Raw genomic sequence first — 13,318 nt, 5'->3', positions numbered from 1 at the left:
ATCAACAAAATAACGTTATAAAGCAGTATCTTGCTAAACGCATTTCAAATTTTACTGCATGTCAATACTTAAAAGAAGTTTGTACACCCGTTGGTTTTTCTTGATTTTTTCGTTGGGAATTTTAATTTTAATTCTTTGGAATACGTATTTGCTTTTCCAGACATTTAAGCATGAGGAACGTGTGAAAATGGAGATTTGGGCGGAATCATACAAAAGTATAAATGATGCAGGTAAAAATACAGATATTTCTTTGCCTTTAAGCATACTAAGCAAGAATACAACCATACCTATTATATTAACGTTTGATACTGACAGTATCAGTAACTTCTCAAATTTACCTGAAGAAGCCACAAATGACATCGCTTTACAAAAAAGCTTGTTGAGAGATTTAAAATCTCAAAATGTACCTATTGAGATTATTCATCCAAGTGGAAATCAATATGTTTATTATGGAAATTCATCCCTTATAAACAAGTTAAAATACTATCCTTTGGCGTTGGTTGCTATTTTGGTGTTGTTTGGTTTGTTGGTGTACAGTTATTTTCGTGCCAGTAAAATGTCGTCTGAAAATAAGTTGTGGGCAGGTATGGCAAAAGAAACGGCACATCAAATAGGTACACCGCTTTCGTCGCTTTTAGGTTGGATCGAAATTATGAAGTTGGATGATATGGATGAAAATATCATTGGCGAAATTCAGAAAGATGTTGATCGATTGCAAACTATTGCCGACCGTTTTTCTAAGATAGGATCTGAGCCTAATTTGGAACTACTGAATATTGTGGAAGAAACCAAAAAATCGTTTGATTATTTACAATCGCGTAGTTCTAAACAGATTAATTTTAAGTTTGAAACCAATACCGATATTGTAAATTTAATGTTGAATCCTACCTTACACAGTTGGACTATTGAAAATCTTGTAAAGAATGCCATTGATGCCATTAAAGGAAAAGGAAGTATTGAAGTAGAGATAAAAAACAGCGAAAATACCATACAAATTTTAGTAAGCGATACTGGTAAGGGAATTCCTAAAAATCAATTTAAAAAAGTGTTTGAGCCTGGTTTTTCGACTAAAAAACGTGGTTGGGGATTAGGACTTTCACTTACCCAGCGTATTGTTCAAAAATACCATAAAGGATCAATCCGAGTTTTAAAATCTGAAATTGGCAAGGGAACTGTTTTTTCTATTCAATATAAAAAGATTTAATTATCTTTATTCTGAACTAAAAATTATTATGCAAATTTAAATAAATAGTCACTTCGTAGCGTAACAAAGTGCAGCGTATCGAGAAGTTTTGAAAGTTCTCGACAAGCTCGAACTGACGAAGCTTAATAAGTTCTATCTGTATAATTTTTCAGAAAATTTTTGAAGAAATTTAAACGTTTTACACTGTTAAGCTCATTGTAAGAATATGAAAATATCTGTTGTTTTGTTTAAAGAAGTTTTTAATAATTCCGTTTTCTGTAAATCCCATTTTTCGATATAAATTCAATCCGGATTCATTTTCGGTATAAACCTGCAACCAGATCAGTTCTAAAATTGGGTTACTCTTTGCCCATTCAATAACCATTGAAAGTAAAGCTGTACCCAAACCAATGTGTTGCCATTCTTGCAGCATACCCATACCAATTACAGCGGTATGTTCCATGATTTTTCTGCGACTTCCGGTTAAATCGATATTTCCTATAATTTTGCCTTCATATTCGGCAACTAATAGCAAAGAATTGTCGTTAATTATGAAGGAGTTGATCCAATCTTTTTCCTGATCAACTGTTAATTTAATTTCATTTTCCAGTTTTGGAATATACTTGCTGGTAGGAATATAGATTTTTACACAATTTAAAAGATCTTCGGCATCAGAAACTTTTGCCTGTCGTATAAAAACTGTTTTTGCATTTTTCAGCGTGATTTGTTTTGGTTCGAATTTCATTATCTCAAAAATCTAATTACATCTAAAATACAAAAAATCCCTTTGAAATTTCAAAGGGATTCATTTTATAAATTCGCAGCAATTTGCTTGGCTGTTTCTTCAAATTCTTGTTGTGTTAACGATGCTTTGCGTTGGAAACGCATATCGTCCATATCTTGTAGCGGAATTAAATGTACGTGCACATGTGGTACTTCTAACCCAACAACAGCAACACCTACACGCTTGCAAGGAATCGTTTTTTCTATGGCTTTTGCTACATCGTACGAAAAATCCATTAATCGGGTGTACAAACCTTTTTCCATATCAAAAATCTTGTCGATTTCCTGTTTTGGAACGCACAATGTATGACCTTTTGCGTTTGGATTGATATCTAAAAAAGCAATAAACTCATCGTTTTCTGCTACTTTGTGCGATGGAATTTCTCCGTTGATGATTTTAGTGAAAATACTCATGGCTTAAAAGTTTAGTCTCTTGTTATTTCTAAAACTTCGAACTTTAATGTTCCGTTTGGTACGCTGATTTCAGCAATTTCTCCTACCGATTTTCCTAACAAACCTTTACCAATTGGCGATGTTACCGAAATTTTTCCTGCTTTTAAATCGGCTTCGCTTTCTGCAACCAGTTTGTATTTAATTTCCATACCGTTGGTTTGGTTTTTAATACGCACGGTAGAAAGCACCAATACTTTTGAAGTGTCTAATTGCGATTCATCAATTAAACGGGCATTGGCTAAAATTTCTTCCATTTTAGCTATTCTTAATTCTAATAAGCCTTGTGCTTCTTTGGCTGCATCGTATTCTGCGTTTTCAGATAAATCACCTTTATCGCGTGCATCTGCGATTGCCTGTGATGCTTTTGGACGTTCCACACTTTTTAACTGATCGATTTCATCTCTCAATTTCTTTAAACCTTCGGCAGTATAATAGGATACGTTACTCATTTTCAATTCAATTTATAAAACAGAAAAAATCCCAGACAACGGGATTTTGTTCTTATGCGTTTATTTTGTTAATATTCGTTACATTATTATTTAGTCAAAGTTAAATAATTAAATTTGTTTTCCAAATGTTTTATAATGAAAAAGCTGTTTGTGTTAACAATATGTTCGGTTTTATTTTTACTGTCGTGTTCTAAAGACGATTGGGACAACCGCAACCCGTATCTGCCTGAAATTGCTGTGAATGCACCTATAAATACTTCGCTGCCAACCTACAATAAATTACAGTATCCGGGCAATGCCGTGTATATACCAACTTACGGAATCAATGGGATTTTAGTAATTAATACAGGTACCGGTGTGCGTGCTTTTGATGCCACTTGTGCCAATCACGGAATAAGTAACTGCTCTAAATTAAGCTTAGATGGGGTGGAAGCTACTTGTGGTTGCAGTGATGCCTTAGTGTATAATTTGTATTTAGGTTTGGCAACAACAGAAGCGCAATATCCGCTGAAAGAATACCGTGTTTCGCAAAGTGGAACTATGATTACGGTTTTTAATTAAAAACGAACGAGCACCTGTAAAAGACGCTCGTTCTTGGTTTATATTCTTTTTGATAAATCTCTTGCTCCATGGTGTATCATTAAGATATGAATAGAATCATAAGAAACAATTTTATAAATAATTCTATAATTTCCCTCTGCAAGTTCTCGTATGGCTGTATTTTTTATTTCTTTGACTTGTTTGCCAATTAACGGTTGAAATTTTAAAATCTGAATTTTTTGATAAATCCTTTCAACTTGTAATTTTGCATATCTTTTTGAATCTAATGAAATGTAATCATGAATTTCTTGTAGATCGATTTGGGCAGATATTAACCATTTGATTCGAACCATTTCTTCATTTCCAATTTAACGTCTTCATCAGTCATAACCTCATTGTTTTCCGATTCTTTCATTCTATTTTCTAATTTATCAATAAACACCAAGCGATCAATAAGCTCGTCTATAGAAAGTTGTTCAGGAAAATCGTCTATATATCTTTGTAAATCGTTTTTAGAAATCATAACAAATTAATTAGTAAAGCTAATTTACAAAAAAAAATGTAAGGTTTTGATTATAGATTGGGTTGAAATTAAAACGAGCACCTGTAAAAGATGCTCGTCCTTGGTTATTGATTATTAAGGTTGATTAGGTTAGAATTTTAAGCTTACACCACCCAAAATGTTGAATTGTGCCTGCGGATAATATCCTGTACCTTCTAAAGTTTTTACACTGCCCGGGTTTGACCAATCGTCATTGTAAGTGTAATAATATCCGTTTGAAATATATTTTACGTTAAAAATATTATTCGCCAGCAAATTGAATGATATTGATTTAAACCATTTCTTCAAGGGCATTTCGTAAACCACATTAATATCGTTTGTTAGGTACGAATCTAATTTTGATGCTTCAGAATCGGTATTTCCCATGTATTGTTCGCCCACAAATTTTGTTAATAACGATACTTGAACATTTTTCGCAGGAATATACGTTAATGCATTTGCAGCTACAATATCCGGTGAAAACGAAATGTTTGTGTTTTTAAACGTTTTTGGTGCACCGTCAACATCAACAGTCAATTCTTTTATTTTATTGGAACTTAACGTAATAGTTGGGGCAATAATTAATTGTTTTATTGGCTGATACGATGCATCGATCTCTATACCCGCACGGTAACTGTTACCAACATTAATACGTTTTGATGCACCTACATCGTTTAATCCACCCGTTAAAACCAGCTGATCTTTGTACTGCATATAATATCCGTTTACGTTTACCGATAATTTTTCTGAAGCATATCTGTAACCTAATTCAAAATCGTTCAACTTCTCTGCTTTCGGACGTTCACCTTCAAAATCGGTACGATTAGGTTCTCTCTGGGCACGAGCGTACGAAAAATAAGCATGATTAAAATCGTTTATTTTATAGGTTAATCCTGCTTTTGGATTTACAAAATTGAATTTTTCGTTCACCAAACCTGTTTCAATAGCGTTGGCTTTGTACGATACATTTCTAAGCTGCACATCTCCAAATAAAATCCATTGGTCGTTAAAAGTATAGGTTGCCTTTAAAAATCCGTTGACATCGGTTTTGGTAGAATTATCGAAATAGAAATTTTGCTTAAATTGATTTTGAGGCTGTGAACGCACCCACAAAACTTCGCCATAATGATCGCCCGTGTATTTATTGGCAGCTCCACCAAAAAGTACTTCTAAATTATCGTTGGTGTATTGGGTAGAAAAAGTAACGCCGTAGAATTCGTTATCTAAATATTTTCTGCGGATTAAATCAGATCTTTCTTGGGTTTCACCATTCACTTCTACAGGTGTAATACCGTAATCAGCTAATAATTTTTGATTTGTTTTATAATTTTCAAAATAGCCAAAACCTTTGGTGTAGTGAACGGCTACGTTAGAATTCCAATTGCTGTTCCATTTTTCGTTCCAATGCAACTGATAGTGGTCTTGTTTGTAATTATCGGTTTCGTTATCGTAGAATCGCTGTACGCCGTTATCATCGATATATGCTCCGGATGGATTAAACGTTCGGTTGTTTTTCAATACTTCTTTATCTTCGATACCATTCCAAGCTTGATACGTTTTTTCGTTTCCACCAAAAACCAAAGCTTTCAATAAAGTTCCTTCGTTAACGAAAGTTCCTTGTAAAAAGTACGAGTTTAGTTTAGATGACGCACGGTCGATATATCCGTCTGAATACAGATTTGATAATCTACCAGTTAATTCAAAGGTATTGTTAACCAATCCGGTACTGAATTTTGCCGTATGTTTTCTTGTATTGAAACTTCCGATAGAATTTGCGATTTCTCCATTGGCATCGTACGAAAATTTGTCGGTTAATAAGTTTAAACTCGCTCCAAAAGCACCCGATCCGTTGGTCGATGTACCCACACCGCGTTGTAATTGCAGATTTTCCACACTTGAAACAAAATCGGGCATGTTTACCCAAAAACTTCCGTGCGATTCGGCATCGTTATACGGAATACCGTTAATGGTAACATTAATTCGAGTACCATCGCTACCACGTACGCGAATTCCGGTGTACCCCACACCGTTACCGGCATCGGTAGTTGTAACAACAGACGGCATAAAATTCATTAAAACAGGAATATCCTGACCCAGATTGCGTTTTGCCAGTTCTTCTTTGCTTAAATTGCTAAAAGCGATAGGCGTTTTGTTGGTTGCGCGAACGGCTTGTACTAAAACTTCATCTAAAGTTTCTGCTGAAATAGTGTCTTTTTTAGTTTCGGTTTGCGTTTGTGCCTGCATGGAAATTGCCGAAAGACAAAAACCTGCAAACAAAAAATGAGTTTTCATTCGTAAAAATAATTTTACAAATAAAAGGGGCATTTATTTTGTTTAGATTAATAAAAATGTTTTCGTTACGAACAGCAACTTAAGCGTGCACTCTATAAGTGAACTATTCATTTCCCTTGGCAGCATTACCTGCCCAGGTTCAACGGGTATGATCTCAGCCGTACGGCACCCCTTTGAGACGGGGCAAATTTACATAAGTTATTGAATAATATTGTGATATAATTTGAAAAATTTTTATTTGGTTAAAATTTTAATTATTTTTATGAAAATTAACTAAAAAGCAAAATTATGATACAACGATTACTTTTGATTATTTTAATTATATGTGGTTTTAATACTAATGCAGCTATTATTTATGTTAAAAATGGTAGTGCTGGTAACGGAACTTCTTGGCAACAGGCTTACGGATCTTTAAACTTAGCTTTGCAAAATGCAATTTCTGGTGATGAAATTTGGGTTGCACAAGGAACTTATTTTCCTTCATCTACACTAAACGCTACAGAGTCATTCAATTTTAAAGATGGTGTGAAATTATATGGAGGTTTCTTAGGAAATGAAACCTTTTTGACTTCCAGAGCGGATACTTCCGGAACTACTACTATATTGAGTGGAATTTTGTCTAGTTCTGTTCAAACAGCAACATTGTTTAAAATTAATAACGCTTCTAATATTAATAATTTAATTGACGGTTTTACGATTAGTGGTGCTAAGCGAATAATGAGCAACGGAGGTATAGGAGGAGCAGGATTACAAATTTTAAACTCAACCATAAAATTAAAAAACTGTATCATTAAAGAAAACCGAACAGAGTTAGTTAATTATACACCTGCTTTAAGTAGTAAAGCTGGAGGAGCTGCAATTCACAGTTCCTCAAGTAATTTAATTTTAGAAAACGTAAATATTATCAATAACAGTTTAGATAATATAAAAACGATTAATAATGGAGGAATCGGAATTGTAGAGGGTGGAGCTGTATATGCAAGTGGAGGAAGTTTCGAGTATCATAAAGGTAGGATAGAAAATAATGAATATACATACGAAGGTATTAAAGGTTATGGTGGTGCCGCTTACTTTAAAAGTGTGAACTCTATTTCCTTAAAAAATTTATTTGTTTACCACAATAAGGTATCAATGAAAAATATATCTACTTTGTCTGCATCTAATCCAGAAGGTGGTGCGTTTTACTTTTCTTCTTGTAGTAATATCTTAATGGATACCAATATTTTTCACGGAAATTATGCCTCTTATTTAACAATGCCCCAAAATAGCAGTACACCAATAAATTCTTATGGTATTGCAAGTGCTGTGTATTTTAGCAGTTCTTCCGGTACTTTTAACAATATTACTTTTGGAAGAAATTCACTGCCAGAGCATATGCACAATTCGGGGAATGCTGCAAGTGGAATTTATAGTTCAGGAATTGGTAACCTTTCGTATAATAATTGTGTGTTTTTAGAAGGAGTTACTGGCGCTAGCGTAGGAACTTCTATTTACAATTACAATCGCTGCGTTTCAAAATACGGAATTGGGTATGCTAACGACCCTAATGTTCGTATTATTGAAATGGAATTTGTAAATGCCATAGAAGGAAACTATACACCACTTTATTGTTCAGAACATTTAAACTTCGGAGATAGTACTCATGTTTCGTCCACAGTTGATATTAATGGTCAGCCCCGTGTTGTCGGATCTAGTTCTGATCCAGGTGCGGTTGAACTTCAAAATTTGGGAACTTACAACAGAGTTTATGTGAATCAAGCAAATACAAATGCTGTAAAAGAAGGTACAAGTTGGAATACTGCATTTAGTACACTTCAAGAAGCTTTAAATTGTAAATGCACAGATAGTTTAAACAATGTTACAATGCCCGCAGAAATATGGGTTGCAGAAGGAACTTATAGAACAGGAAAAAAAGCTGAAGATTCGTTTTTTTTAAATAATGGACAAAAAGTTTACGGAGGCTTTAAAAGTGGAGATACACAATTAATTCAAAGAGATTCGACTCTTTTAACACAGCAAACTATTTTAAGTGGTAAATATGAAACAGGTAAGCATGCTATGCATGTCGTGTCCTCTTTATTTACTTATATTGATACTGAATTAAACTCATTTATAGTACAAGACGGACAATCTTTATCAAATGCTAATAATGGAGGGCATGAAAATAATGCAGGTGCGGGTATTTATGTTCGTGGACAGGCTACACTTAAAAATTTATTGATAAGAAATAATAAGGCAGATGGTCATCATGATCCCTCAGGGTTCTCTCCAATTACTTATTGGGGTGGTGGGATATTTGTTTATAGAGCCGATGGTCATGGGAGTTATACATTTCCAATTGTAGAAGCGGGGGTTCATGTTGAAAATACCAAAATAGCTAATAATACATCTGGTGGTAAAGGTGCTGGTCTTGCATTTTGGCAAAATTCGGTTGGTAGTAACCCAGTAAATAACTTAGTGTCTAAATTTAAAAATGTTGAAATCTCAGGAAATAAATCTATACGTACCGATGGTCATGCGGCTACGGCTGGAGGTGTTTTTGTTGATGGGAGATTTAATATTGATTTTGAAGATTTTACTATTTCAAACAATGAAGCAGCAGGTAGATCAGCAATTGAAATAAGTAATAATGGAGGTTCAACTATTAATTTTAAAAGAGGAAAGATAGATGGTAATAAGGAAGTTGTTAAGCAAGGCTGGAATAATTACGCTGTACAGAGTTATTCTAACCCAAATTCTATACCTAATATTGTAAATTTTGAGAGTGTAGTTTTTAGCAACAACACCACATCAAGAACAACAATGGCTATTTGGGAAGGAAACTTAAACATTACAAATTGTACATTTGTAAATAATATAGGTGGACAAAATCAGGACGTGAATTTTAAAGATGGGAATTTCTTAACGCTAGATAAAAATGGTGTTGTAACAATAAAAAATTCTATTATTGATTATTCTAACAACAGCTTACCAGATGTTTTTGCGGGTTCTTGGGCTACTAATTATTCTGTTTCTGTCGAAAACAGCTTGTTTACTAAATCTATTCCTACTCAAATGGTAAATCTTGGTAACAATTTGTCAAATACAAATCCTTTGTTTGTAAATAAAACAAATGGTAATTATAATTTACAGCCAAATAGTCCTGCGATTGATGCTGGAAATAATAGCTTTTTAACATTAAGTCCAAATTTAGATGCTGTTTCAAACAACAGAATTTACAATAGCATTGTTGATTTGGGGGCTTTGGAATATCAAGGAACTGTTTCAATAACCGAGCAAACTAAGAATAAACAGTTTGTATTGTATCCTAATCCAGCAGAAAGAGAAGTGTTTTTACAATTTGATGAATATCAAAAAGGAAATGTTGTAATTTATAATTTACAAGGAAAAAAAGTTTTAGAAATAAACCGAACAGAGGTTAATACAGGTAAGCCTATAAAAATTAATGTAGAAAATTTGCAATCAGCAACATATATTGTGAAATGGCTTGGAGATCAGTTTGAAGCAAGTGTAAAATTGATTAAGAAGTAAAATAAAAGATCGGTAAGAAATTACTGATCTTTTATATGCATTATCCTATAAATAAAGAACCTTGTAATCCTTTTTTCTTTTGATTGAATTGATCTTTTTCTTCTTTTAAAGCTATTTGTTTTTCTTCATCGGTTAATTGGTTGTTATTTTTAATACCAGCAACAGCAATTTCGTGCTGTACCTGTAAACGCATTAACGCTTGCTCTTGAGCTTTTGAATGGAATTGCATAACCTAATCTTTTATTATTTTATTAAAGTAAAAATACAAAATTAATGAGTTAATTAGATGTACCTATCGGAATTTTATTACTGGTTAACTCTCCGTCAAATATTACACCTTGTTTATAATATGATTTAAGTTCCTTTTTAAATAAGCGTATTTTATGTAGATCATATTGACCTAAAGTGAATTCAATAGAAATATTTTTCTTCTTTAAAACTTCACGTTCACATGAATTAAAATCCAACTTATATTTCCGTTTTATGATTTTTTCTCGCGAAAAGTAACCGCTTCCAAATCTTTCAATTTTTTCTCTAATCCAAAAGGGACCGTAATAAATGTGTTCTATAATAATATCGCATTCTAATATTTTGTCCCCTTCATATATACTAAACATTAACCCATAATTTCCTAGCGAATAATAAATTTTTTCTGTGTAAGGAATAAAGAATAATAATTGTTCAGGATTACTAATTTCTAATTCTACTTCGTTCTGTGAAATCATAGTAGCCTTTAATTCTTGTGCTTGGATATTATTTATAAACAAATAGAATATGGCAAATAAATATAATTGTCTCATTTTTTACTATAATTTAAAACCTAAAATTTCTATTCTCTTTTTTATCTGCGTTGCGCTGTTTGTCTTCCAAGCGTTTTTTAATAACTGCTTTTGGAATTTTAGTGGCAATACGTTTTTTATCTTTCTTTAAAGCATTTTCTAACAATAGAAACAAACGCTGGGTACATAGTTCTTTGTTTTTAAGTTGACTGCGGGTTTCACCACATTCCACCATAATAAAACCTTCTTTGGTAATGCGGTTGGCTAATTTTTCGGATAGTGTTGATTTTTCATCGGCAGTTAAACCGTTGCTTTGCTCCACAAAAAACTGAATTTGCACTTTTGTTGCGACTTTGTTTACATTTTGTCCGCCGGCACCCGAACTGCGTACGGCTTTGTATTGTATTTCGGTTTGTATAATTTCTTTATTCATAGTTTTTGGTTTTCATTTAGTGATTTTTTTTTACCACATAGTTCTTTTTATCTTGACAAAATATTAATGATTACATAGTTTCAACGAGTTCAAAATAATTGAATTCTATGTATCTATATGGTGAAAAACAAAAAATCATTCATTCTCTAATGCGTAAACCAAGGTGTAATTTTCAAATGTTTCAAAATGAAACGTAAATTGACAATCGAAATCTAATTCTTTACAACTGACTGTCGCTGTACCTTGGTTGGTGTTTTTGGAAAAATCGTGAATATGCATATCTTGTTTAAAACTCAAACTGCGCGAATTGCACATTTTATACAACGCTTCTTTCGCACCCCAGATCACACTTAAATCTTCCTTGTAATTTCTTTCAGTGTTTAAAAAAACGGCTTCAGATCCAACAAACTTATCGGCAATTTTAATGATCTTTTCGCGCTGTTTTTCCAGATCGATCCCAACATTTTGAGAACTGACAATAATCGCAGAAAAATCATACGAATGGGTAATAGAAATTTGCTTTCCATCTGCCAAACTCGGCTTTCCGTTGGTATCGTAATTCAAATCAAAATCGGTATAACCGGCTTCCATCAATAATTTCCGAACACTTAAAAATCCCTTACGGTGTTGTTCAGAAAGCATTCCGTTCAATCTGTGTAAATGTTTGTCTTGTAACTCAACCGCAGCATTCAATTCGGTTTCGCTTTCTAAAATCTTCCAAATAAATAGCTGCGTATCAATATCGTACGAAATAGTTTTAAATAAGGGCATATTGTAACGGTTTATGATTTCGTTTGCAATGTTTTAAAATGAAATGCGTAAATTTGCAAACAATTTGATATACAAATATACAGAATACATGAGTACAAAAACGATAGCTTACGTGCCTTATAAAGTGAAAGATATTTCATTAGCGGCTTGGGGAAGAAAAGAAATTGAGTTAGCAGAAGCTGAAATGCCAGGATTAATGGCGCTTCGCGAAGAATATAAAAGCGAACAACCTTTAAAAGGTGCGCGTATTGCAGGATGTTTGCACATGACCATACAAACGGCGGTGTTAATTGAAACGTTGAAAGCTTTGGGTGCTGAAGTTACTTGGAGTTCTTGTAACATTTTTTCTACACAAGATCAGGCTGCAGCTGCAATTGCCGAAGCAGGAATTCAAGTTTATGCTTGGAAAGGTTTGAACGAAGAAGAGTTTGACTGGTGTATTGAGCAAACGTTGTTTTTTGGTGAAGATCGCCAACCGTTAAATATGATTTTAGATGATGGTGGTGATTTAACAAACATGGTTTTTGATCGTTACCCGGAATTAGTTCCAGGGATCAAAGGTTTATCTGAAGAAACTACTACAGGTGTTCACCGTTTGTACGAGCGTGTTAAGGCAGGAACTTTGCCAATGCCGGCGATTAACGTAAACGATTCGGTTACTAAATCTAAATTCGATAATAAATACGGATGTAAAGAATCGGCTGTTGATGCTATTCGTCGTGCTACCGATTTAATGTTGGCTGGTAAGCGCGTGGTTGTTTGTGGTTACGGCGATGTTGGTAAAGGAACGGCAGCATCTTTCCGCGGAGCTGGATCTATAGTTACAGTTACCGAAATTGATCCAATTTGTGCGTTACAAGCGGCTATGGACGGTTACGAAGTGAAGAAGTTAGATACTGTGGTTGGTAATGCAGATATCATTATTACAACTACTGGAAACAAAGACATTGTTGTTGGTCGTCATTTCGAAAAAATGAAAGATAAAACCGTTGTTTGTAACATTGGTCATTTCGATAACGAAATTGATATGGCTTGGTTAAACAAAAACCATGGTGCTTCAAAAATTGAAATCAAACCGCAGGTTGATAAATACAATGTAAACGGAAACGATATCATTATTTTGGCTGAAGGTCGTTTGGTAAACTTAGGTTGCGCAACAGGTCACCCATCGTTTGTAATGTCTAACTCGTTTACAAACCAAACATTGGCTCAGATAGAATTATGGAACAATGCTGATAAATACGAGAACGATGTATATATGTTACCAAAACATTTAGATGAAAAAGTTGCTGCGTTACACTTGGCTAAATTAGGTGTTGAGTTAGAAACGTTATCAACAGAACAAGCAAATTATATTGGTGTTGAGGTTCAAGGACCATTTAAACCGGAGTATTATAGATACTAATCTGATATTTAATAAAATTAAAGAAGGTGTCTAAAAAGGTCACCTTCTTTTGTTTATAACGATTTTTTTATAATATCTATTTTTATTAAGCAGCGAGAAGTTCAAGACTTCTCATTTGTTTGATTTTAGTTTCCACACCAGATTTGCAACTAATTTTT

14 protein-coding genes are annotated in these 13,318 nt (G+C 33.6%); 4 read left to right on the top strand and 10 right to left on the bottom strand.

Annotated features, from left to right (window positions below):
• The first annotated feature begins 58 nt into the window (after positions 1-58).
• Positions 59-1,204 (top strand): sensor histidine kinase, encoded by a 1,146-nt coding sequence (locus BM253_RS09890; RefSeq protein WP_091523163.1) that lies wholly within the window; start codon positions 59-61, stop codon positions 1,202-1,204.
• A gap of 178 nt (positions 1,205-1,382) precedes the next feature.
• Here BM253_RS09890 and BM253_RS09885 read toward each other — a convergent pair whose 3' ends face one another.
• The 3 genes from BM253_RS09885 to greA form a co-directional block, all read right to left on the bottom strand.
• Positions 1,383-1,928: a GNAT family N-acetyltransferase gene (locus tag BM253_RS09885; RefSeq protein WP_091523159.1), complete on the bottom strand. Its 546-nt coding sequence runs from the start codon at positions 1,926-1,928 to the stop codon at positions 1,383-1,385.
• A gap of 65 nt (positions 1,929-1,993) precedes the next feature.
• A complete protein-coding gene (locus BM253_RS09880) occupies positions 1,994-2,380 on the bottom strand; it encodes an HIT family protein (RefSeq protein ID WP_091523156.1) in 387 nt (128 codons plus the stop codon).
• A gap of 11 nt (positions 2,381-2,391) precedes the next feature.
• Positions 2,392-2,868 carry a transcription elongation factor GreA gene (gene greA, locus BM253_RS09875; RefSeq protein WP_091523153.1) on the bottom strand — a complete coding sequence of 159 codons (477 nt, stop codon included), beginning with the start codon at positions 2,866-2,868 and terminating at the stop codon, positions 2,392-2,394.
• A gap of 135 nt (positions 2,869-3,003) precedes the next feature.
• On the opposite strand from greA, the gene BM253_RS09870 reads away from it, so the two are divergent.
• Complete coding sequence (locus tag BM253_RS09870; RefSeq protein WP_091523149.1) at positions 3,004-3,429, top strand: Rieske (2Fe-2S) protein; 426 nt, start codon at positions 3,004-3,006, stop codon at positions 3,427-3,429.
• A gap of 38 nt (positions 3,430-3,467) precedes the next feature.
• Here BM253_RS09870 and BM253_RS09865 read toward each other — a convergent pair whose 3' ends face one another.
• From BM253_RS09865 to BM253_RS09855, 3 genes are all read right to left on the bottom strand, one after another.
• Positions 3,468-3,761 carry a type II toxin-antitoxin system RelE/ParE family toxin gene (locus BM253_RS09865; protein ID WP_091523146.1) on the bottom strand — a complete coding sequence of 98 codons (294 nt, stop codon included), beginning with the start codon at positions 3,759-3,761 and terminating at the stop codon, positions 3,468-3,470.
• Complete coding sequence (locus BM253_RS09860; protein ID WP_091523142.1) at positions 3,740-3,931, bottom strand: hypothetical protein; 192 nt, start codon at positions 3,929-3,931, stop codon at positions 3,740-3,742. The genes BM253_RS09865 and BM253_RS09860 overlap by 22 nt, the downstream gene beginning before the upstream one ends.
• Positions 3,932-4,060: 129 nt before the next feature.
• On the bottom strand, positions 4,061-6,241 hold the full coding sequence (locus BM253_RS09855; protein ID WP_091523139.1) for a TonB-dependent receptor: 2,181 nt from the start codon (positions 6,239-6,241) through the stop codon (positions 4,061-4,063).
• Between the two features lie 288 nt (positions 6,242-6,529).
• Here BM253_RS09855 and BM253_RS09850 point away from each other — a divergent pair, with 288 nt between their 5' ends.
• Positions 6,530-9,772 carry a choice-of-anchor Q domain-containing protein gene (locus BM253_RS09850; RefSeq protein WP_091523137.1) on the top strand — a complete coding sequence of 1,081 codons (3,243 nt, stop codon included), beginning with the start codon at positions 6,530-6,532 and terminating at the stop codon, positions 9,770-9,772.
• Between the two features lie 40 nt (positions 9,773-9,812).
• On the opposite strand, the gene BM253_RS09845 is transcribed toward BM253_RS09850, so the two are convergent.
• From BM253_RS09845 to BM253_RS09830, 4 genes are all read right to left on the bottom strand, one after another.
• Positions 9,813-10,001, bottom strand: coding sequence for a hypothetical protein (locus tag BM253_RS09845; protein ID WP_091523133.1), 189 nt, complete (start codon positions 9,999-10,001; stop codon positions 9,813-9,815).
• 49 nt (positions 10,002-10,050) lie between these two features.
• Positions 10,051-10,572: a hypothetical protein gene (locus BM253_RS09840; RefSeq protein WP_091523130.1), complete on the bottom strand. Its 522-nt coding sequence runs from the start codon at positions 10,570-10,572 to the stop codon at positions 10,051-10,053.
• 13 nt (positions 10,573-10,585) lie between these two features.
• Positions 10,586-10,984, bottom strand: coding sequence for an alternative ribosome rescue aminoacyl-tRNA hydrolase ArfB (gene arfB, locus BM253_RS09835; RefSeq protein ID WP_091523127.1), 399 nt, complete (start codon positions 10,982-10,984; stop codon positions 10,586-10,588).
• A gap of 135 nt (positions 10,985-11,119) precedes the next feature.
• The gene (locus BM253_RS09830; protein WP_091523123.1) at positions 11,120-11,755 is read right to left on the bottom strand and encodes a 4'-phosphopantetheinyl transferase family protein; all 636 of its coding nucleotides are present in this window, start codon (positions 11,753-11,755) and stop codon (positions 11,120-11,122) included.
• A gap of 88 nt (positions 11,756-11,843) precedes the next feature.
• Here BM253_RS09830 and ahcY point away from each other — a divergent pair, with 88 nt between their 5' ends.
• Entirely contained in the window at positions 11,844-13,160 is a 1,317-nt protein-coding gene (gene ahcY / locus BM253_RS09825) for an adenosylhomocysteinase (protein WP_091523414.1), read from the top strand.
• Positions 13,161-13,318: the final 158 nt, after the last annotated feature.

The organism is Paenimyroides ummariense, from assembly GCF_900115115.1.
GTDB lineage: Bacteria > Bacteroidota > Bacteroidia > Flavobacteriales > Flavobacteriaceae > Flavobacterium > Flavobacterium ummariense.
The sequence above is the reverse complement of the archived record's forward strand: the minus strand, read 5'-3'. Positions and strand labels throughout refer to the sequence as shown.